Here is a 19,584-nt window from a genome sequence, read left to right on the forward strand (position 1 = left end):
CCGTGTGTGTCCGGCTATCGCTCCACGCTTTTCCGGATCACGCTTTAGGCCGTCAGGCAGGCGGGCACGCTGCGACCCCATGCGGGTCGGGATGGAGCCAACCCGGCCCCACGGTCCCACGCATCAGGCCACCATGCTGAGCACAAACAGCGGTTCCTCCTGTCGGTGGTTGCGTATGACTCCCTCCCTGGGCACCAACGCTCCCACCGAACGATGCTCTTATCGGCACCTTTTGCCGATCCATTTCGGCCTCGAGCTACGGCGAGGACTCAGGCCCGCGTGCCGTGCTTGATCGGCAACACCTTCTTGGGATCGAGCCAGTGGTCGATCCGGTCAGCCCAATGCTGCATCAGCTTCGTGCGCGAGCCGATCAGCGCGAGTGGTCCGTGCTTTTTGTAGAGTCCTTCGACAGTCGAATTATCGAGATGCGCCAGCTGCAGCTCGACGACATCGCCATCCCATGCCTTGGCGTCCTTGATCTCTTCGTGATGAGACAGGGTCGAGAAGGTGGTCCGGAATCCGTGCGCACAATGATCAGTCTTGGTGTCAATGCCAAGCAGCCGTAAGCGCTTGTTAAGCGTGTTGTTCGATAGCGGGGCGTCCTTCGAGCAGGAAAACACGAACCGGCGATGGCCGGTCAGCTTCTGAACGCTGCGCAGGATTGCAAGTGCCTGCCGCGACAAAGGCACGACATGGTCCCAACCGGTCTTCATCTTGGCGGCTGGAACAGTCCAGCGTTCTGTATCCCAATCGACCTCGCTCCACTCCATCTCATTGACCATCCCGGGGCGGGGAATGGTCAGGGCATCGAAGCGCAAGGCAAGTCCAACAACGTCATTAAACCTTGCTCTCGTCCATGGTGCGCTGATGAGCTTGAAGACGCGGACCACATCGCGTGGTTCAGTCACGCCGGGACGCGGCGTCGAAATGTTGGCAATCATCTGCCCATTCAGGTTGCGGAATGGATTGTAGCCGTCGCCTTCGACATCGGCGTAGTCGCAGACTTGCTCACCGATGCTGCGCACGCGGTCCCGGGTTTCCAGCTTTCCCTCGGCTTCGTATGAACGCAGGAAAGCGAGCACGTTCGGACGCTTGATATCCTGCCTGCATAGCTTGCCGAAGCGAGCCTTGACGTAGCCGACGCGCAGCTCGAGCACCTCGACGGTCTTGGGGTCGCGCACTGCGACGATCCTGCCGCGCTTGACTTTCTCCACCTTCTTCTTGGCGAGCCACTCATCGGCCCATTGCGCGAAAGGCCGGGCGGCGGCCTGCCTGTGCTTGTCGAGCTGCTTCTCGATGCTCGGGTCTTTGCCTTCCTTGAGCAGGTCTTTGGCCTTGTCGCGCTCGCGCCGCGCGTCTGCGAGCGAGAACGTGCCATCCCTGCCGTTGCCGTAGGGGCCGATGGAGTAGGTTTTTTGGCGGCCCTGGAAACGGTAGTCCATCCGCCAAAGCTTGGAGGCAACGTTACCGGGCCTGCTCACGTCCGGCGTTACGAGGAGATAGAGCCAGCCGCCGGTCACGTCGGAAATCTTGGCGGGACTCCACGCGCCCTTGTGGAATTTCGGTCGGGCGGCGCGGCAGTCGACGTCGGTCCTGATCTGCTTGGGATTGGCGCACGCGCCATCGTTCTTGCCGGCCATCTGCTCAATTCCTTCATTCGGAATAGCGAAAGTCGCCGTGAACGTTTGTTCTCCGGATACCAGCACGATACCAGCAAAAATACCAGCAAATCGGCCGGCTGGGATCGGAAGAGAACAAACGGTGACGGGCGAAAATGTACGCGGAAGTGCCTATTATTCAAGGGTTTCCGAGCACTGCGCGGACTGTTACAGACGCTTTCGAACGGGCTTGAACAGACTAGTTGGTGCCCCTGGCCGGAATCGAACCAGCACTCCTTGCGGAACTCGATTTTGAGTCGAGCGCGTCTACCAGTTCCGCCACAGGGGCATTCGCGTCGTCCCGTGGCCGGGCATGGCGAAGCGAGCGGACTATAGCGGGCGGCGGGGCAGGGTCAACCCGCGCCGATGTGATTGTTCCTCGTCTCGACAGGTTCGAGCGGCGGCGGTAGAGGCAGGCAGCGGCGGAAGCTGGCTGCCAAAGACCGAATTGGACGCTTGTCCTTGCCCAGGAGGCGAATGTGACCACCGATAGCTCTGCGATGGCGCAAGCCGCGCGCGGCGCATCAAACCCGGTGCTGACGGCGGCGCTGCTGACGGCCGTGATTGCGGCCGCAACCCTCGCCGGCGCCTGGTACATGCAACTGGTCTGGGGCCTTGCGCCCTGCGAGCTCTGCCTGAAACAGCGTTACGCCTATTACGCGATCGTGCCGCTTGGGCTGCTGGTCGCGTTGCTCGCGAGCCGCGGCGCTTCGCGGCCGCTGCTCGTCGCGGGCCTTTTGCTGATCGCGCTGGCGGCGCTCGGCAATGCCGGGCTCGGTGTCTACCATTCCGGCGTCGAATGGGGCTTCTGGCAGGGACCGACCGAATGCACCGGCCCCGTTGGCAATTTCGGCAGCGCCGGAAGCCTTTTGGAGCAGCTGGACAAGGTCAAGGTCGTGCGCTGCGACGAGGTGCAATTCCGCTTTCTCGGGCTGTCGCTCGCCGGTTACAACGTACTGATCTCGCTCATGATGGCGGCAGTTGCCGCACTCGGCATCGGCCGCGCGAAGGCCTGATCGCGCAAGGTCGGCTTCGGCTAATCGTCGACATCGTCCTGTGGCCGTCCGAACAGATGGACGATGCCAGGGGTCGCGATGGTGACGAACACGAAACGCGACAGATGATGCGCGCCGACGAAGATCGGGTCGATGTGCAGGGTCAGCGCCAGTGCCATCATGGCGTCCATCGCGCCCGGCGCGAAGGCGACGATGGTGTCGGAAAAGCGCACATGGGTGGTCAACACGATCACCAGCACGAAGGCCGCCGAGATCACCACCGCGATCACGAATGAGCCCAGCGCCGCGTGCAGATGGCCGAGCAGGGTCTTGATCCGCATCCGCGCGAAGCGGCTGCCGATCAGGGCGCCGATGCCGATCAGCGCCACGCCGCGCATCCAGGACGGCAGGCCGCCGTCGACGAGGCCCACGCCGTGCAGCAGGCCGGCGGCGAGCATGGCGCCGAACATCCAGCTGGCCGGAAACTTGATCACCTGCAGCAGCATGGCGGCGAGCAGCGAGCAGACCAGCATCGCGGCGAGGCCGAGCGCGGAGGCGGGCGCCTGGATCATCGCCGGTGAGCTTGCGGACGCGACGCCGGCAATCGCCAGGATCATCGGCAGCGCCGCGGTCAGGATGATGACCCGGAGGGTCTGCACCACCGCGATCGCCGGCAGGTCGGCACCGCGTTCGACCGCAAGGATGGTGATCTGCGACAGGGCGCCGGGGCTGCCGGCCAGGAAGGCCGAGGTGCGGTCCCAGCCATGGACGCGCTGCAAGTAGTAGCTGGAGCCGAAGGTCGAGCAGAAGGTCGCGAGCGCGAGCAGGCCGATGGTCAGGGGATAGGCGCTGACATGGGTGAGCAATTCGCGCGAGACGACCGAGCCGATTGAAATGCCGAGGAGCAGAAGCAGGGTCTGGGTGATGATCGGCGGCACCGCCAGCGGCCGTCCGGCGATTGCCGCGATGCCGACCGCGATCATGGCGCCCGAGATCAGGCCACCGGGGAGGTTGGCGAACAGGAAGAGCAGGCCGCCGGCAGCGCCGATGGCAAGCGTCTCCAGCGTGCCGAGGGCCTTGGCGCGGCTGGGCAGGTCGAACGGGAGGGACGAGATGATCTGGCGCACGGCGCGTTATGACAAATCACGCCGGGGTAAACAAATGCACCAATGCGGTGCAGCAATGCAGAGTCAAAACAACCCTCCCCCCGGACCGGAATGCGGTGCGAGGGGAGGGCCAGGGGGAAGCGGGTCAATCGCGCGCGCACGTGAAGGACTTATCGACTTCCCGGCCTAAGCAGCGGGATTGGGCGGTCCGCCGCAAGGTGCGGACCTCCCCCATCACGTCGCCTTGGTGTCACTTCGCCTTGGTATCGGTGGCGCCAGCGGCGGCCTTCTCCCTCTTGCAGGCCGAGCGGAATTTCTTGCGCTCCTTGCCCTTCAATCCCTTCTCGTCGGCTTCCTTCGAGCATTCGAGCGAGGCCGCGCTGCGAGCCTTCTTCTCGGTCGCGGCAGGAGCGGCCTTGTCGGCGGCGGGCGGAGTTGCCGCGGCTTGTGCGTACGCCGAGCCGGCGAGCAGCAACGATGCGAGGGCGGTCGCGGCGAGGCGGGCGGAGAGAGACATGTCAAAACCCCTCATGGGTGGAGAAAGTAGAAAAATTCGACCTTCGATGCTGAACCATACATGAATGAAGTCGGAATCGAGGAGATGCCCGACCGACTATATTTTCAACGTCTGAGCGCGAGGCGCCTTTGTCACGCGCGAGCGGCGGAGCTAGACTAAGAGCCTCTTTTGCATGTTTAGGGGAGACCAATGATGATCTTTCGGACGAAGTTGTTGTGCCTTGCTGTTATCTCTGGTTGTGCCGCCTTCGCCGCAATGGCGCCGGCGCAGGCGCTGACGATGCAGGAGTGTAGCGCGAAGTACAAGCAGGCCAAGGACGCCGGCACCCTCAACGGTCAGAAGTGGAATGATTTCCGCAAGGCCCAGTGCGGCGCCGACGCGACCGCTGCCGCGCCTGCCGCGACGCCGGCTGCCCCCGCTGCGGAAGCCAAGCCCGCGGCCAAGGAAACAAAGGAAGCCGCGCCGGCCGCTCCGGTCGGCAACGCCGTCTTCCCGAGCGCCGTCGACCCGAAATACTCCAAGGAGACCGCGGGCAAGGCGCGGATGCACACCTGCGTCGATCAGTACAATGCCAACAAGGCGACCAACGCCAATGGCGGCATGAAGTGGATCCAGAAAGGCGGCGGCTATTACAGCGAATGCAGCAAGAAGCTGAAGGGCGCCGCTTAAGGAGCTGCCGCCTGGTTGCCTGCAGCCGGATTTCGCGGTCTGGCTGCAGGACTGCGTCGCCATGGGCCGAACGCGCCGGTCACCGCGTTTCCGATGCCGATCGCGGTGACGACCTCAGTCCGGACCGCCGATCAGTTGTTCGGCGGACTTCGCGATCAATTGCGCCCGTTTGCGCTGACCCCGCTCGAGGATCAGCAGGCTCTGGCCAAAGATGAAGCTGTAGAACAGAAACGCCTGCGCGTCGGCTTGGTCGGGCGCGAGCCCGGTTGCGCGATAGAGCTGGCCCACCGTCTTCAGCCGCTCCGCATCGACGCTCGCCACCGCCTCTGCGGCGACCTCGTCGATCCGCGCCCACTGCCGGATCGCAAGCTCGATCGCCATGCCCTCGGTGTTCATGCGCTCCGAATAGAGCTTGATCAGCGCCGCCAGCCGCTGCCGTGGGCTTGCCCCGGCCAAGTCCGCCTGCTGCACGATTGCGGCGATGCGGCCCGCGCTCCAGCGCCCGAGCATGGCCTGAAGCAGCGCCGCGCGGTCCCTGAAGCGGCGATAGAAGCCGCCCTTGGTGACGCCGAGATTCTTGGCCAGCACCTCGACCCGCACCCCCGCCACCCCGCTCCGCGCGAGTTCGGCGAACCCGGCCTCGATCCATATCTCGCCTTTCTCCTCGACCATTGCGCCTCACCAGGTCTTGATACGGTGCCGTATTGCTAACCCGCGCCCGGGCTGATACGCTACCGTATCAAGCCCCGAATTGCCGGGACCCCGAATTGCCGGGACAATGAGCAGACGGGAGGAGTGGTGATGATCGCGGAAGCGACCTATCGCGGCACGGTATATCCGTGGCACTGCGATCACGTCGGCCACATGAACGTCATGTGGTATGTCGGCAAGTTCGACGAAGCCACCTGGAATCTATTGAGCAGGGTCGGGCTGACGCCGGGCTATCTGCGGCGCTCCGAACGCGGCATGGCCGCCGTTCAGCAGAACATCACCTATAAGAGCGAGTTTCTGGCCGGCGATATCGTCGTGGTCGAGAGCTTGCTGCTGGAAGTCCGCGACAAGGCGCTCCGGCTCCGGCATGATATGCGCCATGGCGAAACCGGCGGGCTCGGCGCAACTTGCGAGATCACGGCGGTCCACATCGACCGGCGGGTGCGCAAGGCCGTCGCGTTCGAAAAGGCTGTGCGCGAGCTGATGATGCCTCACCTCGCCATTGAACCTGCGATGGCCTGAAAGCGCGGTGGAGCTTACGCCGAAAAATCCTGATTTTCGTGCCGCCGCAGCCGCACTGTTCGCGGCGCAGCCCGCGATGTCCACGCTCGGTCTCTCGATCGTGACCATCGAGCCTGGCACGGTCGAGCTTGCCATGGCGCATGCGCCGGCGCTGACGCAACAGAACGGCTTCATCCATGCCGGCATCATCACGGCAGGTCTGGACAATGCCTGCGGCATGGCCGCATTCACGCTGATGCCGGCCGACGCCGCGATTCTGACCGTCGAATTCAAGACCAATCTGCTTGCGCCTGCGAAAGGCGAGCGGTTCCTGTTTCGAGCACAGGTCCTGAAATCGGGCCGCACGCTGACGGTGTGCGAGGCGCGCGCCTTCGCGGTGCAGGACGGCCAGGACGCCCTGGTCGCCAGCATGACCGGGACGTTGATGGCGCTGATCCGTTGAAGTCCGATTGTTACGCGTGAGATGCGCATTGCCGCCCCGCGCCGTCGCCGATTGACAAGGGCCGCTGCAAAAAGCCACTTGAGCCGCACAGGATTCGGCCTTCAGAGCGACGGCAGCTGATGATCTCCGCGGTACAGGGCATCTTGGGTCTCGCATCGGGCGCGAGCGTCGGCTTCTCGCTCGGCCTTGTCGGCGGCGGCGGGTCGGTGCTCGCCGTTCCGCTGATGGTCTATGTGGTCGGCGTGCCGGAGCCGCATATCGCGATCGGCTCGAGCGCGATTGCGGTGGCAACCAATGCGGCGCTCAACCTGTTCAACCACGCTCGCGGTCGCACCGTGATCTGGCCGGTCGCGGCCGTCTTCGCAGCGGCCGGCATCGTCGGCGCCTTCTGCGGCTCGTTGCTCGGCAAGATGCTCGACGGCCAGAAGCTGCTGGCGCTGTTTGCGCTGGTGATGCTGGTGATCGCGATGCTGATGATGAAGACGCGGGCGCGGGTCGGCGTTCCCGACGTCAAGATGAGCATGGCCAACCTGCCGGCCATCGTCGGGCTGGGCCTGGCTGCCGGGACGCTGTCGGGCTTCTTCGGCATCGGCGGCGGCTTCCTGATCGTCCCCGCTTTGATGCTGGCGACTGGTATGCCGATCATGAACGCGGTGAGCTCGTCGCTGGTCGCGGTGACGGCGTTCGGCCTGACAACGGCGGCGAGCTACGCCTGGTCCGGGCTCATCGCCTGGGATCTCGCCGGCTTGTTCATTGCGGGCGGCATCGCCGGCGGGCTTGTCGGCACCGGCTTGGCGCGCCGGCTATCGGCAAGACGCGGCGCGCTGAACGTCGTGTTCGCGAGCGTCATCATCGTGGTCGCGCTCTATATGCTGGTGCGCAGCCTATTGCATATCTGGACATGAGTGGCCTTGCGGGCCGGGATGAGGCACATGCAGACGTTTTCTGATCGGATCGTTTCATCGCCAAGCCGGCGCGAGCTGCTGGCCGGGCTCGGAGTGGCCGTGGCGGGGGCGAGCTGGTTGATGCCGCGCCGGGCAAGCGCAGGCGGGACGCCGCCCGACGAGCCCGACGAGGCCTCCGTGCTGCGCGATCCCGATGCCGGGGTGACCGGCAACCCGCAAGGCGATATCGCGATCGTCGAATGGTTCGACTACAATTGCCCGTATTGCCGCCGCCTGCAGCCGGAGCTGCAGCAGGTCGTCTATGACGATGGCAAGGTGCGCTGGGTGTTGAAGGAATGGCCCATCCTCGGACCGGTCTCTGTCGTCGCATCGCGCACGGCGCTGGCCTGCAAATATCAGGACAAGTACGTCCAGGCGCATGATGCGCTGATCGGCACAAATTCGAAGCTGACGGAGTCGCGCATTGACGAGCTGCTGGCCGCTGCGGGAATCGACGTCGATCGCGTCCGGCGCGATCGCGACGCCAACACGGCGGCGATCGACCGCCTGCTGGCGCGTAACGATGCGCAGGCGCGGGGCCTCGGCTTTCGCGGCACGCCATCCTTCATCGTCGGCAAGTTCCGCGTGCCGGGCGTGCTGACCATGGCGCAGTTCGAGCAGGTGATCGCGGATGCGCGCAAGGCGAAAGCCGCGCAGTGAACTCAGCCGGCGCATAGACGTCGCAAAGAGAAAGGCGCCATCGCTGCTGCGATGGCGCCCGCCCTTCCTGTCCTTTGCTTAACGCGTTCGTGGTCTGTGCGATTACTTCGCCGAGATCCGCACCCAATCGTCATGGGCGCGCTCCTTCAGCAGCTGCCATTTCGCATCGGCAACGTCCCAGTTCACGATCGTGCGATGGCTTGCTGCGGTCTGCCCGTTGGCGACCTCGGACGTCTGCATGGAGTCATAGATGTAGACGCCAAAACCAAGCAGCAGAGCGCCCAGGATCATTCCCACGAATGTCTGCATGACGAAATCCTCCAGTGACGGCCATCAACGCCAGCGCGGAACAATGGTTCCGCGGTCGGCGCTGGCCTCGCCCCGTGAGACCATCAACTAAGTGCGCGGTTTTTCGGGCGATGAATCCGGCGGCACCGTGACAAGATTGAGAGACTTCAGTTCGTCCGGCTTGAAGATGAACAGCCGGTCATGCGGTGTTTCCATCGCATGCACCCAGACCTGCAGGTTCACGCCCATCTCGAGCAGATAGCGCTGGCACCGCGCCGAGATGTTCTGCCCCAGACTCATCTCGTCCCGCGGCGGGGCCGCGCTCGCCGATTTCAGCGCCGCGACCTGATGCACGCCGATGATCGCGCGCGCGCCCGCACGCCGCTCCGCGCCGCCGGCAAACACCAGCGGACAGGATGAGGCGCAATACTTCCCGGCCTCGACCTCGGTAGCGAATTTCCTTGCGCGGATCAGGCGGCCGATCGCGAGCGCATCGCCAACCGAGCCGCCGGGCGAGTTCAGCACCACCGTCTTGATGTACTCGCCATGCTTCTCGATCTCCGCTGCGAAAGCCTGCGCGCTGCCGGCGGTGATGGTGCCGGTCGCCATCAGGCGGCCGCCACCGCGCAGCTCGAAGCTGATCGGGTTCGCGAGCACGCCGTCGGGCTGCGGCAATGTCACCAGGCGCTCGGGGAGCGGCGGCGCTTCGGATGCGGGCGCGTCGAGCTGGGACTCTGACATCTGTGGAGATGCGCTCGCGTGATCGAGCCAGCCGTTGAGCCGTGCAAGGTCGAGCGCCAGCACGACGACCGCGGCTATGAGGATGCCGCGGAACGTCCAGCGCAGCACCGCCTCGTCGGCGCGATCAGCGAGCCAGGCATGGAATCGTTCGGCCGTGGACATGGCGCTACTTGCCCAGGCGCGCCGAGGACAGCGACTTCACGTTCTCCTCTGCCGCGGTCGGAGGCGGCGTCTCCTCGGCGACATCCGGCGGCGGCGCCACGCCACGGACCGGAGCTGGCGCTGCATCCGCCGCGCGGCGCGCTTCCTCGACCTCGCGGGCGACCCGCATGGCGGCGACGAGGTCGCCGGCCGTGAGATTGGACGCCGTGACGGCCGGCAATCCCTCGCGGCGGATCGCGGCATGCACCACGCAGAGGATCAGCACCAGCACTGCCGGCATCAAATCGATCGAAATGGCGCCAGCCCAGCTCGGGATGAAATCGCCGGCGTAACGCAGCACGGCCTCTGCCGGCGACAGCGTCTGGTAGCGTGCTGGCTCGACTTTCGGCATCGCCAGGATCTTGTCGGCGGCGTCGGCGAGCGAAGCGGCCTGTGTCCCGATCGAGCTTTCGACCTTGCCGACCACGGCCGTCTGCCGCTCGGCGAGATCACCGGTGCGGCCGCCGGCGGCCGGGGCGATGAAGCCCGAGGCGAGCGAGGTAGCCGCGCGCTTCACTGCCGGTGCGACCGAGGTCTGCTGCAGGTTGGCGATCACCCCCATCAGGGTCAGCGATTCCGTGGCGAAGGCATCGCTGCGCGCGGCGATGGGTCCGCGGTCGGAGATCAGCTCGCGCATACGGGCGAGGCTCTTGGTCCCCTGGTCGTAGAGGCTCGAGACGCGCTTGGCCGAATCCTGCACCTGCTGTCCGAGGCTATCGAGCTGGCTGGACATCTGGGTCAGGAGCTGCACCACGGTGCCGGAGCCGGAGGTGCCGGTCAGCGAGCCGGCGCGCTCGGCCTCGGCCAGCTTGGCGAAGCGGGAGGAGGCGAGCTGGATGTCGGGCAGCAGCCCCTGCGCCGCGATGGCGTTGGTGTTGGCGGCGTCGAGATCGCGCGTGTAGTTCTGCACGGTGATCGCAAGATGCTGCTGGATCGCGGCCGCACCGGCGAGTGCCGAGGCATTGAGCCAGGACGACATCGCCACGATCATCAGCGAGCCCAGCAGCATGCAGCCCGCCATCAGGCCGCGGCCGGTCGCCTGCGTGACATGCGGCATGAACTGCATCATGAACACCCAGAACGAGTAGATACCGACCGAGACCGCCACCGAATAGATCACGGCGGCGAACAGCACCGTAGTCGGGCTGCCGTTCAGCAGCTCGCGAACACCGAGATAGGTGTAGACGCCGGCGGCCAGCGCGAGGATCGCGGTGGTGAGCTTGAGCGTGACCTCGAGCCGATTGACGCCGCTGGCGAGCAGGACGGATGTCGGAGATCGGGCCAGGGAAAGCTGGGAGACAGGCGGGGAAGAGGGGGACATGAGCGATCCTTTGGCGGCATCACCGCCTCGAGCAGCGCCCCCGCTGTTGTCGACATCACCTGCAATGCGGAGAAAATCCGACGACATTATGTCGGGCCCGCATTGCTGCCTGTTTCCGCCGTATTCAAATCGCGCTCGGCCTGCCGTGACGGACGGCCGCGCAAGGTTCACATCTCGCCACGCCTCACGCTTCGGGGCCGTCGTAACTACGCACCGTTCAGCCAGCGCAGGAGCTCCGGATTGATCTCGCGCGGATAGGTGTGGCTGAGATCGCCGATTTCGCGATAGGTGATGCTAGCGCCGGCCTTGCCGAGCAGGACTCTGGTGTGCCGCGCCACCTCGACCGGAAACATCCAGTCGCGGGCGCCATGAGTGATCTGGATCGGCAGGTCGCGCAGCCGGTCGGCGTCGGCGAGCTCGGCCATCAGCGGATGGAAGGTGGCGGCGATCGGCGCCAGATGCGTGAAGGGCGAGCTGCGCTCGAGCCCGCTCACATAGCAGAAGGTGCCGCCATCGCTGAGCCCGGTCAGCAGCATGCGCTTCGCATCGATGTTGTAGCGGGCGCGGACGAGATCGAGGATGCGCATGATGTTTGGCGTATCGCTATCCTCGCCCATCAGTGCCCAGGTCGATCCCGTCGCGGTCGGCGTCACCAGGATGGCGCCGAAGCTCCTGGCGTCGCGCAGCCATCTCCACAGGAAGCTGCGGCCATTGCTGCTGCCGCCGTGCAACGCCACGACCAGCGGCCAGGCGCGCTCGGACGTGTAGTATTCGGGCACGTAGAGCGAGAAGCCGCCGCGGTTGCCGAGCTCGTTGTGATCGTGGAACACACCGGTATGGCCGCCGGCAGGTGCCGCGAGACGCGCCTTCAGCGATGCGTCATCCTGCAGCGATGGATCGAGAAAGTAGTCGCTCACCGGCGGTAGCGTCGCGGCGAGCGGATAGAGCGCCTCCATCGCGCGCGGCAGGTAGCGCAGCGCGCGGAAGGCGCTGATGAGATCGCCCTCGCCGCTCCGAACGGCGCGCAGGCCTGCGAAGCCAGCGAGAGCGGCTTCGCTGGCTGTGTCCAGCGCGGCACGGATCTCGGCGAAGCTCTCGGGCCATTCGGTGAGATGGGTGCGCGCGGCCTGCAACGTCTTGTCAGGCGCGCCGACTTCATCCACCACCTTCGCGAATTGCGGCGGATCGAGACGGCGGGCGATGTAGGACAGCGCCTGGAGCGCCTGCAACAGCGGCGGCAGCACGGCCACGATGTCGTCCACCACGGCCTCGCTCATGCCCGCGAACCTCGTTCGTATGGATGGTGTGTCGCTAAGGAGTCTCTAATGCAGTCTTGGGCTCTTCAGGAGCTTGGCGCGGTCGGTGGAGGCCAGCGTCACATCGAAAGTGACGCCTTCATGGTGGACGGTGAGCGGCACATCCACGCCCGCCGCGCCGAGCGCCCAGAGCTTGCGATAGAAATCGGTCTGCCCGGTGACCTTGTCGCCGTTCACACCCAGGATCACGTCGCCTGCCTTCAGTTCGGCGCGCGCCGCCGGGCCATTGTTTGAGACGCCGATCACGACGACGCGGTCGTCGATCTCGGTCGAATACATGCCGAGCCAGGGGCGCGCCGGCTTGTTGACACGGCCGAATTTACGCAGATCGTCGAGGACGGGCTTCAACAGATCGATCGGCACGATCATGTTGACGTGCTCGCTCTTGCTCTCGCGTTCGCGTTCGAGCTGCAACGATCCGATGCCGATCAGCTCGCCCTTGGACGAGATCATCGCCGTGCCGCCCCAGTTCGGATGCGCCGGGTGGGTGAAGATGGCCTCATCCAGCAGATACTCCCAGTAGCCGGCGAATTCCTGCTTGGCGATGATCTCGCTGGCGACGGAGCGCGAGCGTCCGCCGGCGCCGCCGACCACGACGTGATCGCCGACCTTGGTCGCCGCCGACGAGCCGAGCGGCAGCGGCTCGATGTCGAGCGCGCCGAGCGCCTGCACGAGGCCGAAGCCGGAGGCGAAATCGAACCCGAGCACATGGCCTTCGACGACCCGGCCGTCATTGAGATGCAGCCAGACGCTCTCGGCCTCGGTGATCAGATATCCGATGGTCAGAACCAGCCCATCATCGATCACCACGCCATTGCCGGCGCGCTCGGTGCCCAGCGTCTCGGCGCTGAATGCATCGGGCGGAATGATCGCATGCAAGCCGACGACGGCGGACAGCGCGCGATCGAGATCGAAACTGTAATCATTGGGACGTGGCTGGAACGCGAACGGCACTTTCCACTCGGTCAAAGAGGGCATCGTAGCTCTCCCGCTTTTCTCGGCGCAGTTCTTGCGCCTCGCTCAACAATCCGTTCGGCGGCCGCCGCTGGTATCCGAACCCGAAGCCGCCTTGCGAGCGACCCGGACCGGGCCAGATTAACATCCTCGCGCGCCGCCACGCCAGTTCTGCCGTTCGCGCGAACTCGCACCCCGCATCAACCATGACGAGGACACGAGCCTCATCCGCGTCCGCAGCCGCGTCCGATCATCGGCCAGACCAACCACGCGCCCGCGGCATAGAGGCTGCGGACCGTCGAGGGTCCCGTTCTTGCTGCGACATGAAAACGGCCGGCATCGAGGAGGTTGCCGTCCGAGGTAACGATCGCCGGGATCATTTGTTCGGGCAGGCCGAACACCACGACGCTGTCGGGCCGCACGATCAGCGCCGCGCCGGCCATGCCGGCGAACCACGCTGCTGCGACCGCAAGCAACCCCGCCAGCGGGATCGTTCGCCGAGCTGCATGTCGTTCAGTAGTCATAGGCATGTTCGAACGTATATCCGGCAGCCTCGAAAAGGTTGCGATCCTCGACCAGCGCCGGGACCGGAACATCGACGCCGATGCGCCGCGAACCGGGCTGGGACTGCACCGGCAAGCTGAATATAGGGATGCCGTCGAAAGCTGCCAGCTTTGCATCGGTGTGGGGCACCACGATCGTGACCAGAATGCGGTGGTTGCCGGCGATCTCGCGCAAGGAAGCGCCGGGATGCCGGCCGAGCTCCTTCACAAAAGCATCGAACTTGGCGTAACGTTCCGTCTCTACCAGCACGCCTTGGATGCCATGCGCATCCGTGACCTCGCGGATCACCTTGACGCCGGGGATCGCCGCAAGCTGGCTGGCCGGCAGGCCGGTGACGACGCTCTTGATCGTCAGCACGGCCGGATCGTATCCGGCGGCATAGCCGATCAGTGCCGCGTAGGCCGCGCGTGCGCCATATTGCAGGCTCAGTCCGACGCGTCGCTCGACCGCGCGGATCGACGGCACGAACGGCGTGTCCTGCCAGAACTGCTTCAGCCTGGCGCCGAACGGAAACCGATACCACGGCGTCTGGTACAGGAAGGCGCCGTACTCGTTGAGCAGAGCGAGGTTGAACTCGTCCTCCGCGGTCTTCACGCCGCCGGTCGTCTGCTCCGAAAGCGCCCCGATGCTGCCCTCGTACGCGCCCTGCAGCGCCATCTCGGCGGTGAAGCTGAAGCCGATGATGTAGTTGGTCAGCTTCTGGTCCGGCGACGCGGGGCCTGCGGCCGACGCCTGCCGCGTGGCGCGGCAGAGGCTGCTCCAGAAGCCGCGGATGCTCGACAGGTAGTGAAAGTCGGATTCCGAGCTCTGCTGAGTAACGCCGGCGAGATCGTTATAGGCGTGGACGATGTACCATTCGGGAAAGGTCAGGAAGCTGTCGCCCTGCGCGCGCGCATAGCCGTCGTCGCGAATCGCGAAATCCGAATGCACCGCCGCCGCCGGCAGATCGGCCACGCAGGAATTCTCGACCCTGCCGACCGTCAGCGCGACGCTGGCGGCGGCCACCGCGACGAGAATGCCCACGGCATAGGTGAACTTGCGCAGCCGTGTCATGCGGTTACGGGGCTTGTGCGCCAGGGGGACCAACCGACGGCAATGCCGAGTGCGCCGAGGCCGAGATGCGGCAGGCTGGAGAGGACGTTGACCATCGCGGAGGTGTCGCGGATGCCATCGATCAAGATCGAGAGATCGAGATAGCCCGATCCGGTGAACACGCCCATGACGCCGTCGAGAAAATACAGCGTGCCGAACACGCGCAGGAAGAACACCGCGCTGCGGCGCGATGTGGCCGAGGCCAGCGCCCACAGGCCCGAGGCGATATGCAGCGCGTCCTTGTAGATGTCGAGATGAAACAGGCCGAACACCCGGCCTTCCGAATCGATGAAAGCGGGGATGTAGTCGGTCGCCGCCGCAAACAGAAGGGCGGCGGCCAGCACCAGTGCTGCGATACGATAGCGGTCCACGGACGCTCCATTCGTTTTAGGCGAAGTAAGCATCCCACATCACATTGCGAAACAGAAGGCCGGGATCGTAGCGACGCTTGGCTGCGACGAAATCGGCAGTGGCCGGATAGGCCTTCTCGACCTGGTCGCGGCGCGCATGGAGGCGATAGGGCAGATAGAAGGTGCCGCCGATCGCGATCACGCGGTCGATCAGGGCCTCGGTCATCCGCATCATGTCGATCTCGCCCTCCGGCGAGGTCTCCTGCGAGAACGACATCACCGCGGCGATGCGCCTCTCGGCCGCGATCGTGAGCGCCGGCGTTCTGTCCTCCGCCACATTGCGCAGCGTGACGTTGAGGAATTCGGCCCGCGCCTTCGGAATGATGTCGCGGCAGGCGGTCAGGAAGTCGCCGAACCGGTCGGGGCTGACGAAATATTCGTGCAGGATGTCGGTGCGACGCAGATCCTTCTGCGCGAGGTTCGCAACCGGCTCGGCCATCAGCGAGTTGCGGGTGTAGGGCCCCTCCGCGATGGCTGGTCCGAGACGCGACTCCATGAACCAGCGCAGCCCCTTGGCGATTTCCCATCCGGTCTGCGCCCGATAGATCGTGTTGGCGACGCCGCTGAGCTTGGTCGACGTCGTCACCACCGGCAGCGGTGCGGGCTGCTCGATAGCTGGGCGGAACGTGACCAGCAGCGCGTCGTCGAGGAAATTCTTCCGCGAGACCGACATCCGGCCATAGGCCATCTTGACCTTGGCATCGCCATCGATGGCCCGGGTGAAGCGCTCGGCGAAGCGCTCCGGTGCCACGCGCTCGAAGGTCGGGGTCAGCAGCAGGTTCGGCACCATCTCGACTTCGAGATCGACGATGATGCCGAACAGGCCGTAGCCGCCCATCGCCAGCCGAAACAGCTCCGCATTCTCCTCGCGCGAGCAGCGCAGCAGCGTGCCGTCGGCGAGCACCATGCGGATCGCCTTCACCGTCGAGCCGAACGGACCATAAGGCACCGGCCAGCCATGGGCATTGACGCAGAAGGTGCTGCCGACGCCGAAATCGGCATTGGACTGCATCACGGCCGGCGAGAAGCCTTTGGGGTCGAGCGTGGCGATGATAGTCGACCAGCGGTTGCCGGCCGCGGTTCGATAGGTCTTCCCCGCGGTATCGAGCTCGATCTCGCCGCCATCCAGCGTGATCGCGGTGCCGTCGCGCGGCAGGCTCTGGCCGCCCATCGAGTGTCGCGCCACCGAGGCCGCGACCGGACGCTTTTCAGCCGTGGCCTCCTTCAGCTCAGCCCTGATCCGCGCGATCAGATCGTCGGTGGTGGGCTTGGTGATGGTCACGTGGCTCATCACCGGCGTCGGGCTCAGCCGGCTGGCATCGTTCAGGATGGTGCGCGGCGCCGCCTGCGCGCGCGGCCAGAGCATGAAGGAAGGCATGAAGGGCAGCATGGCAGTCGCCGCGACGCTGCGCAGAAATGTTCGTCTCGACGGCATGCCGTGATCACCCCCCAGTGTGCCGAGATATATTCATATCTTGCAGCGTTCCCGCTGCCAACCTGGCCCCACTTGTGGCGGGCGTGTCGTACACGAGGAAAGACGTGGCAGATATTCCTTTCGCGGCCATTCTTGGAGACAACCGGTTTCAGAGTCCCCGAGGACCTTCTCCGCTACTATTGACCCCTCATGGTGAAGATTGCCAAAGGCGCGTCTCGAACCGTGAGGTCAAACGCCCTGAGGCACATGCGGTCGCGTGATGGTGCGAGAGGGAACGCACCGCCAGTCCACGGCGTCTGGGCGCTTCAGCGCTATCGTGCGTGACCGTCGTTGATGGTAGTCTACTTCGGCATCGAACACATAGAATGCCTCCGGTTGATCATATAGCGGCAGCCCGCGACCATAGGAGATCAGACATGGATGAGCCATGGAAGTACCAGATCCGGATCGACCTGGACGACGCGGCAGCGGAGGCGGCGCGCGGCGAGGGCGATCATGCGTCGATCAAGCCGCTCGAAGACACGCTCGCCAGGCATCATGCCGTCCTGAAATGTCAGTTCCATGCTTTCGCCGACTATGTCGCTGAGGCCGAGGCGCAGGGCGTTGCGAACTATCCGCTCTATGCGTGGACCAAAGCGACTATCGAAAATCCCGACAAGCGCGCGAAATATCTCAAATCCTTCACGCTCTATGTCGAGGGTGAAGAGGTCTATGCCAGACATCTGGCCGACGCGCTCGAGGCGGACCTGCAGCCGCTTGTCGAACGTGGGCTGATCAAGCGGCTGGCCAAATACGACAGCAATCCTGCGAACAACCCGCAGCCGCCGGCGCAGTATCGGGGATAAAGCGGGCGCCAGTGCGTCAAGCGCATCGGACGTACTGCAGAAGCACATCTTGCAAGGTCTGGACGGTAGCGCGGCGTGAGTGCCGTCACTGTGAGGAGCGCCAGCGACGAAGCAATCCAGAATCTTGACCGCAGCCCTGGATTGCTTCGCTTCGCTCGCAATGACGAAAATGCATGCCGGCGCAATTCAGGCGCAGGGACGTCGTCCCCGCGCGTGGTATCGAGATTTCGACGCAACCAGCAGCGCCGAAAGGAGTTGCATCAAGTCCATCCGGCTATCGAGAAAGTGGTGACGATGGCGAATGCGGACGCCTATGGCTCCAATTCCAACTCGGCGCCGGCATCGCGGACCATCGCGCGGCTGCAGCGGCTGCATGCAGCGGTGCGATTCGCGCTGCCCCAGCGGCATGCGATCCTGCTGATCGTGGTGCTGGTGCTGGCGGTGGCCGGCCTCAACGCGTTCGAGCCCCTGGTGCTCAAGAGTGTCTTCGACCAGCTGACCGGCCCCGAGCATGCCACCGCGATCCTCCTGGGCATCCTGCTGCTGCTCGGTTTTGCGGTGGCGCGCGAGATCATGGATGGTTTTGCCAACTGGCTGACCTGGCGCACCCGGATCGGGTTGCAATATGCGCTGCTGGAGGCGACCATCGGCAAGCTGCACCGGATGCCGCTGCGCATGCAGCGCAGCGAAGGCATCGGCGCCATCATGACGCGGCTCGACCGCAGCATCCAGGGCTTCACCAGCGCGGTTACCGCGATCCTGTTCAGCATCATGCCCGCGGTGATCTTCCTGATCATCGCGATCGCGATCATGCTGCGGCTGGAATGGCGCCTGGCGCTACTCGTGCTCGCCTTCGCGCCGCTGCCGGCGCTGATTGCTGCGCGCGCGGGCCCCGAGCAGATGCAGCGCGAGCGGACGCTGCTCGACCGCTGGGCGCGGATCTATTCCCGCTTCAATGAAGTGTTGTCCGGCATCCTCATCGTGCGCAGCTTCGCGATGGAGGACGCCGAGAAGGCGCGCTTCCTGCGCGATGTCGCGGCCGCCAATAAAGTCGTCATCCAGGGCGTGGCGGTCGATGCCGGCTACGCCTCCGCCAGCAATCTGGTGGTGGGCCTCGCGCGCCTCGCGGGGCTCGGCCTCGGCGCCTATTTCGTCATTCAGGACGAGATCACCGTGGGCACCGTGGTGGCGTTCCTGGGCTACATCGGCGGCCTGTTCGGACCTGTGCAGGGACTGAGCGGCGTCTATTCCAGCCTGCGCAAGGCCTCGGTGTCGCTGGACGAGATCTTCGGCATTCTCAATGTGCAGGAGCATCTCGGCGATTCCCCCGACGCGGTCGAGCTTGCGGAGGTGAATGGCGCGGTCAGTTTCGAGAACGTGCATTTCCGCTACGAGCAGCCGCAACGCCCGCTGCTGGATGGCATCACCTTGCAGGTCGCGCCGGGCGAGACGATCGCAATCGTCGGTCCCAGCGGCTCCGGCAAGACCACGATGATGGCACTGTTGATGCGCTTCTACGATCCCGTCGAGGGACGCATCACGATCGATGGGCACGATCTGCGCGGCATCAAGCAGAGCTCACTGCGGCGGCATATCGGCGTCGTGCTGCAGGATCCGCTGCTGTTCAACGACAGCATCAAGGCGAATATTGCCTATGGCCGCCCCGAGGCGACGGACGAAGAGATCGAGGCCGCCGCCAAGGCCGCCCACGCTCATGATTTCATCATGCGGATGCCGGACGGATACCAGGCGCTGGCCGGCGAGCGCGGCGCGCTGCTCTCGGTCGGCGAGCGGCAGCGCATCACCATCGCGCGGGCGCTGCTAAGAAATCCGCCGATCCTGGTTCTGGACGAGGCGACCTCGGCGCTGGACGCGGAATCGGAGGAAGCGGTGCAGATTGCGATCGAGCAGCTGATCACCGCGCGCACCACCTTCGTGATCGCGCACCGGCTATCCACGGTGGTGAATGCCGACCGTATCATCGTGCTGAAGGAGGGCCGCATTATCGAAAGCGGCCGCCACGCGGAGCTGATGCGCCAGAACGGCTATTATGCCTCGCTGGTCAGGCGACAGCACCGCGGACTGATCGACAACGACGTCGACCCCTCCGCTATTCCACCCGAGCCAGAACCGCCTATAATGGAACCCGGTTGAGACTAGCGCGTTCTCTCTGGTTGCGTGTTTAAGGGGGGC

Annotated in this window: 21 protein-coding genes and 1 tRNA gene; 8 read left to right on the forward strand and 14 right to left on the reverse strand. The window is 65.0% G+C overall.

Translation table 11 applies throughout. From position 1 onward, the window contains the following. Nucleotides 1-269: 269 nt before the first annotated feature. Both P6U24_RS06515 and P6U24_RS06520 read right to left on the reverse strand, forming a co-directional pair. Nucleotides 270-1,640: a tyrosine-type recombinase/integrase gene (locus tag P6U24_RS06515; protein ID WP_407158341.1), complete on the reverse strand. Its 1,371-nt coding sequence runs from the start codon at nucleotides 1,638-1,640 to the stop codon at nucleotides 270-272. A 222-nt stretch (nucleotides 1,641-1,862) separates the two neighbouring features. Next, nucleotides 1,863-1,947, reverse strand: a tRNA-Leu gene (locus P6U24_RS06520). 190 nt (nucleotides 1,948-2,137) lie between these two features. Between P6U24_RS06520 and P6U24_RS06525 the strand changes: the two genes are divergently transcribed. Next, nucleotides 2,138-2,674, forward strand: a complete 537-nt coding sequence (locus tag P6U24_RS06525; RefSeq protein WP_407158342.1) for a disulfide bond formation protein B — start codon at nucleotides 2,138-2,140, stop codon at nucleotides 2,672-2,674. A 20-nt stretch (nucleotides 2,675-2,694) separates the two neighbouring features. On the opposite strand, the gene P6U24_RS06530 is transcribed toward P6U24_RS06525, so the two are convergent. Further along, nucleotides 2,695-3,780: an AbrB family transcriptional regulator gene (locus P6U24_RS06530; RefSeq protein WP_407158343.1), complete on the reverse strand. Its 1,086-nt coding sequence runs from the start codon at nucleotides 3,778-3,780 to the stop codon at nucleotides 2,695-2,697. Nucleotides 3,781-4,009: 229 nt separating this feature from the next. Continuing rightward, nucleotides 4,010-4,276 carry a PsiF family protein gene (locus P6U24_RS06535; protein WP_407158344.1) on the reverse strand — a complete coding sequence of 89 codons (267 nt, stop codon included), beginning with the start codon at nucleotides 4,274-4,276 and terminating at the stop codon, nucleotides 4,010-4,012. Between the two features lie 192 nt (nucleotides 4,277-4,468). Between P6U24_RS06535 and P6U24_RS06540 the strand changes: the two genes are divergently transcribed. After that, a complete protein-coding gene (locus P6U24_RS06540) occupies nucleotides 4,469-4,945 on the forward strand; it encodes a hypothetical protein (protein WP_407158345.1) in 477 nt (158 codons plus the stop codon). 114 nt (nucleotides 4,946-5,059) lie between these two features. Here the strand turns inward: P6U24_RS06540 and P6U24_RS06545 are convergent, their stop codons facing one another. Then, on the reverse strand, nucleotides 5,060-5,617 hold the full coding sequence (locus tag P6U24_RS06545) for a TetR/AcrR family transcriptional regulator (RefSeq protein ID WP_407158346.1): 558 nt from the start codon (nucleotides 5,615-5,617) through the stop codon (nucleotides 5,060-5,062). A gap of 129 nt (nucleotides 5,618-5,746) precedes the next feature. On the opposite strand from P6U24_RS06545, the gene P6U24_RS06550 reads away from it, so the two are divergent. The 4 genes from P6U24_RS06550 (at nucleotide 5,747) to P6U24_RS06565 (ending at nucleotide 8,224) form a co-directional block, all read left to right on the forward strand. After that, complete coding sequence (locus tag P6U24_RS06550) at nucleotides 5,747-6,178, forward strand: acyl-CoA thioesterase (RefSeq protein ID WP_407158347.1); 432 nt, start codon at nucleotides 5,747-5,749, stop codon at nucleotides 6,176-6,178. A 7-nt stretch (nucleotides 6,179-6,185) separates the two neighbouring features. Continuing rightward, a complete protein-coding gene (locus tag P6U24_RS06555; protein WP_407158348.1) occupies nucleotides 6,186-6,620 on the forward strand; it encodes a PaaI family thioesterase in 435 nt (144 codons plus the stop codon). 119 nt (nucleotides 6,621-6,739) lie between these two features. Continuing rightward, nucleotides 6,740-7,525 carry a sulfite exporter TauE/SafE family protein gene (locus tag P6U24_RS06560; RefSeq protein WP_407158349.1) on the forward strand — a complete coding sequence of 262 codons (786 nt, stop codon included), beginning with the start codon at nucleotides 6,740-6,742 and terminating at the stop codon, nucleotides 7,523-7,525. A gap of 27 nt (nucleotides 7,526-7,552) precedes the next feature. Then, nucleotides 7,553-8,224 carry a DsbA family protein gene (locus tag P6U24_RS06565; protein WP_407158350.1) on the forward strand — a complete coding sequence of 224 codons (672 nt, stop codon included), beginning with the start codon at nucleotides 7,553-7,555 and terminating at the stop codon, nucleotides 8,222-8,224. A 102-nt stretch (nucleotides 8,225-8,326) separates the two neighbouring features. Here P6U24_RS06565 and P6U24_RS06570 read toward each other — a convergent pair whose 3' ends face one another. The 9 genes from P6U24_RS06570 to P6U24_RS06610 all read right to left on the reverse strand — a co-directional run bounded on the left by P6U24_RS06570 (nucleotide 8,327) and on the right by P6U24_RS06610 (nucleotide 16,546). Then, a complete protein-coding gene (locus P6U24_RS06570) occupies nucleotides 8,327-8,533 on the reverse strand; it encodes a hypothetical protein (protein ID WP_407158351.1) in 207 nt (68 codons plus the stop codon). A gap of 87 nt (nucleotides 8,534-8,620) precedes the next feature. Next, entirely contained in the window at nucleotides 8,621-9,415 is a 795-nt protein-coding gene (locus P6U24_RS06575; RefSeq protein ID WP_407158352.1) for a hypothetical protein, read from the reverse strand. A 4-nt stretch (nucleotides 9,416-9,419) separates the two neighbouring features. Then, the gene (locus tag P6U24_RS06580) at nucleotides 9,420-10,775 is read right to left on the reverse strand and encodes a hypothetical protein (RefSeq protein ID WP_407158353.1); all 1,356 of its coding nucleotides are present in this window, start codon (nucleotides 10,773-10,775) and stop codon (nucleotides 9,420-9,422) included. A 206-nt stretch (nucleotides 10,776-10,981) separates the two neighbouring features. Beyond that, nucleotides 10,982-12,052, reverse strand: coding sequence for a phospholipase (locus P6U24_RS06585; RefSeq protein WP_407158354.1), 1,071 nt, complete (start codon nucleotides 12,050-12,052; stop codon nucleotides 10,982-10,984). A 45-nt stretch (nucleotides 12,053-12,097) separates the two neighbouring features. Next, entirely contained in the window at nucleotides 12,098-13,069 is a 972-nt protein-coding gene (locus tag P6U24_RS06590) for a S1C family serine protease (protein WP_407158355.1), read from the reverse strand. A gap of 200 nt (nucleotides 13,070-13,269) precedes the next feature. Continuing rightward, on the reverse strand, nucleotides 13,270-13,569 hold the full coding sequence (locus P6U24_RS06595; protein ID WP_407158356.1) for a hypothetical protein: 300 nt from the start codon (nucleotides 13,567-13,569) through the stop codon (nucleotides 13,270-13,272). After that, nucleotides 13,559-14,662 (reverse strand): hypothetical protein, encoded by a 1,104-nt coding sequence (locus P6U24_RS06600; protein ID WP_407158357.1) that lies wholly within the window; start codon nucleotides 14,660-14,662, stop codon nucleotides 13,559-13,561. The genes P6U24_RS06595 and P6U24_RS06600 overlap by 11 nt, the downstream gene beginning before the upstream one ends. Next, complete coding sequence (locus P6U24_RS06605; protein ID WP_407158358.1) at nucleotides 14,659-15,105, reverse strand: DUF4383 domain-containing protein; 447 nt, start codon at nucleotides 15,103-15,105, stop codon at nucleotides 14,659-14,661. Before P6U24_RS06605 ends, P6U24_RS06600 begins: the two co-directional genes overlap by 4 nt. Then, nucleotides 15,089-16,546, reverse strand: coding sequence for an FAD-dependent oxidoreductase (locus tag P6U24_RS06610; protein ID WP_407158359.1), 1,458 nt, complete (start codon nucleotides 16,544-16,546; stop codon nucleotides 15,089-15,091). Before P6U24_RS06610 ends, P6U24_RS06605 begins: the two co-directional genes overlap by 17 nt. 416 nt (nucleotides 16,547-16,962) lie before the next feature. Here P6U24_RS06610 and P6U24_RS06615 point away from each other — a divergent pair, with 416 nt between their 5' ends. Continuing rightward, on the forward strand, nucleotides 16,963-17,391 hold the full coding sequence (locus tag P6U24_RS06615; RefSeq protein ID WP_407158360.1) for a hypothetical protein: 429 nt from the start codon (nucleotides 16,963-16,965) through the stop codon (nucleotides 17,389-17,391). 294 nt (nucleotides 17,392-17,685) lie between these two features. Continuing rightward, nucleotides 17,686-19,545 (forward strand): ABC transporter ATP-binding protein, encoded by a 1,860-nt coding sequence (locus P6U24_RS06620; protein WP_407158361.1) that lies wholly within the window; start codon nucleotides 17,686-17,688, stop codon nucleotides 19,543-19,545. Nucleotides 19,546-19,584: the final 39 nt, after the last annotated feature.

This window comes from Bradyrhizobium sp. STM 3557 (assembly GCF_045571465.1).
In the GTDB taxonomy this organism is placed as follows: domain Bacteria; phylum Pseudomonadota; class Alphaproteobacteria; order Rhizobiales; family Xanthobacteraceae; genus Bradyrhizobium.

What these genes read in the sequence shown, in the direction of transcription:
- P6U24_RS06600 (WP_407158357.1), bottom strand. Translation starts at nt 14,662, where the DNA reads ATGACACGGCTGCGCAAGTTCACCTATGCCGTGGGCATTCTCGTCGCG.
- P6U24_RS06615 (WP_407158360.1), top strand. Translation starts at nt 16,963, where the DNA reads ATGGATGAGCCATGGAAGTACCAGATCCGGATCGACCTGGACGACGCG.
- P6U24_RS06535 (WP_407158344.1), bottom strand. Translation starts at nt 4,276, where the DNA reads ATGTCTCTCTCCGCCCGCCTCGCCGCGACCGCCCTCGCATCGTTGCTG.
- P6U24_RS06590 (WP_407158355.1), bottom strand. Translation starts at nt 13,069, where the DNA reads ATGCCCTCTTTGACCGAGTGGAAAGTGCCGTTCGCGTTCCAGCCACGT.
- P6U24_RS06610 (WP_407158359.1), bottom strand. Translation starts at nt 16,546, where the DNA reads ATGCCGTCGAGACGAACATTTCTGCGCAGCGTCGCGGCGACTGCCATG.
- P6U24_RS06545 (WP_407158346.1), bottom strand. Translation starts at nt 5,617, where the DNA reads ATGGTCGAGGAGAAAGGCGAGATATGGATCGAGGCCGGGTTCGCCGAA.
- P6U24_RS06620 (WP_407158361.1), top strand. Translation starts at nt 17,686, where the DNA reads ATGGCGAATGCGGACGCCTATGGCTCCAATTCCAACTCGGCGCCGGCA.
- P6U24_RS06515 (WP_407158341.1), bottom strand. Translation starts at nt 1,640, where the DNA reads ATGGCCGGCAAGAACGATGGCGCGTGCGCCAATCCCAAGCAGATCAGG.
- P6U24_RS06565 (WP_407158350.1), top strand. Translation starts at nt 7,553, where the DNA reads ATGCAGACGTTTTCTGATCGGATCGTTTCATCGCCAAGCCGGCGCGAG.
- P6U24_RS06605 (WP_407158358.1), bottom strand. Translation starts at nt 15,105, where the DNA reads ATGCTTACTTCGCCTAAAACGAATGGAGCGTCCGTGGACCGCTATCGT.
- P6U24_RS06575 (WP_407158352.1), bottom strand. Translation starts at nt 9,415, where the DNA reads ATGTCCACGGCCGAACGATTCCATGCCTGGCTCGCTGATCGCGCCGAC.
- P6U24_RS06540 (WP_407158345.1), top strand. Translation starts at nt 4,469, where the DNA reads ATGATCTTTCGGACGAAGTTGTTGTGCCTTGCTGTTATCTCTGGTTGT.
- P6U24_RS06560 (WP_407158349.1), top strand. Translation starts at nt 6,740, where the DNA reads ATGATCTCCGCGGTACAGGGCATCTTGGGTCTCGCATCGGGCGCGAGC.
- P6U24_RS06570 (WP_407158351.1), bottom strand. Translation starts at nt 8,533, where the DNA reads ATGCAGACATTCGTGGGAATGATCCTGGGCGCTCTGCTGCTTGGTTTT.
- P6U24_RS06585 (WP_407158354.1), bottom strand. Translation starts at nt 12,052, where the DNA reads ATGAGCGAGGCCGTGGTGGACGACATCGTGGCCGTGCTGCCGCCGCTG.
- P6U24_RS06595 (WP_407158356.1), bottom strand. Translation starts at nt 13,569, where the DNA reads ATGACTACTGAACGACATGCAGCTCGGCGAACGATCCCGCTGGCGGGG.
- P6U24_RS06580 (WP_407158353.1), bottom strand. Translation starts at nt 10,775, where the DNA reads ATGTCCCCCTCTTCCCCGCCTGTCTCCCAGCTTTCCCTGGCCCGATCT.
- P6U24_RS06550 (WP_407158347.1), top strand. Translation starts at nt 5,747, where the DNA reads ATGATCGCGGAAGCGACCTATCGCGGCACGGTATATCCGTGGCACTGC.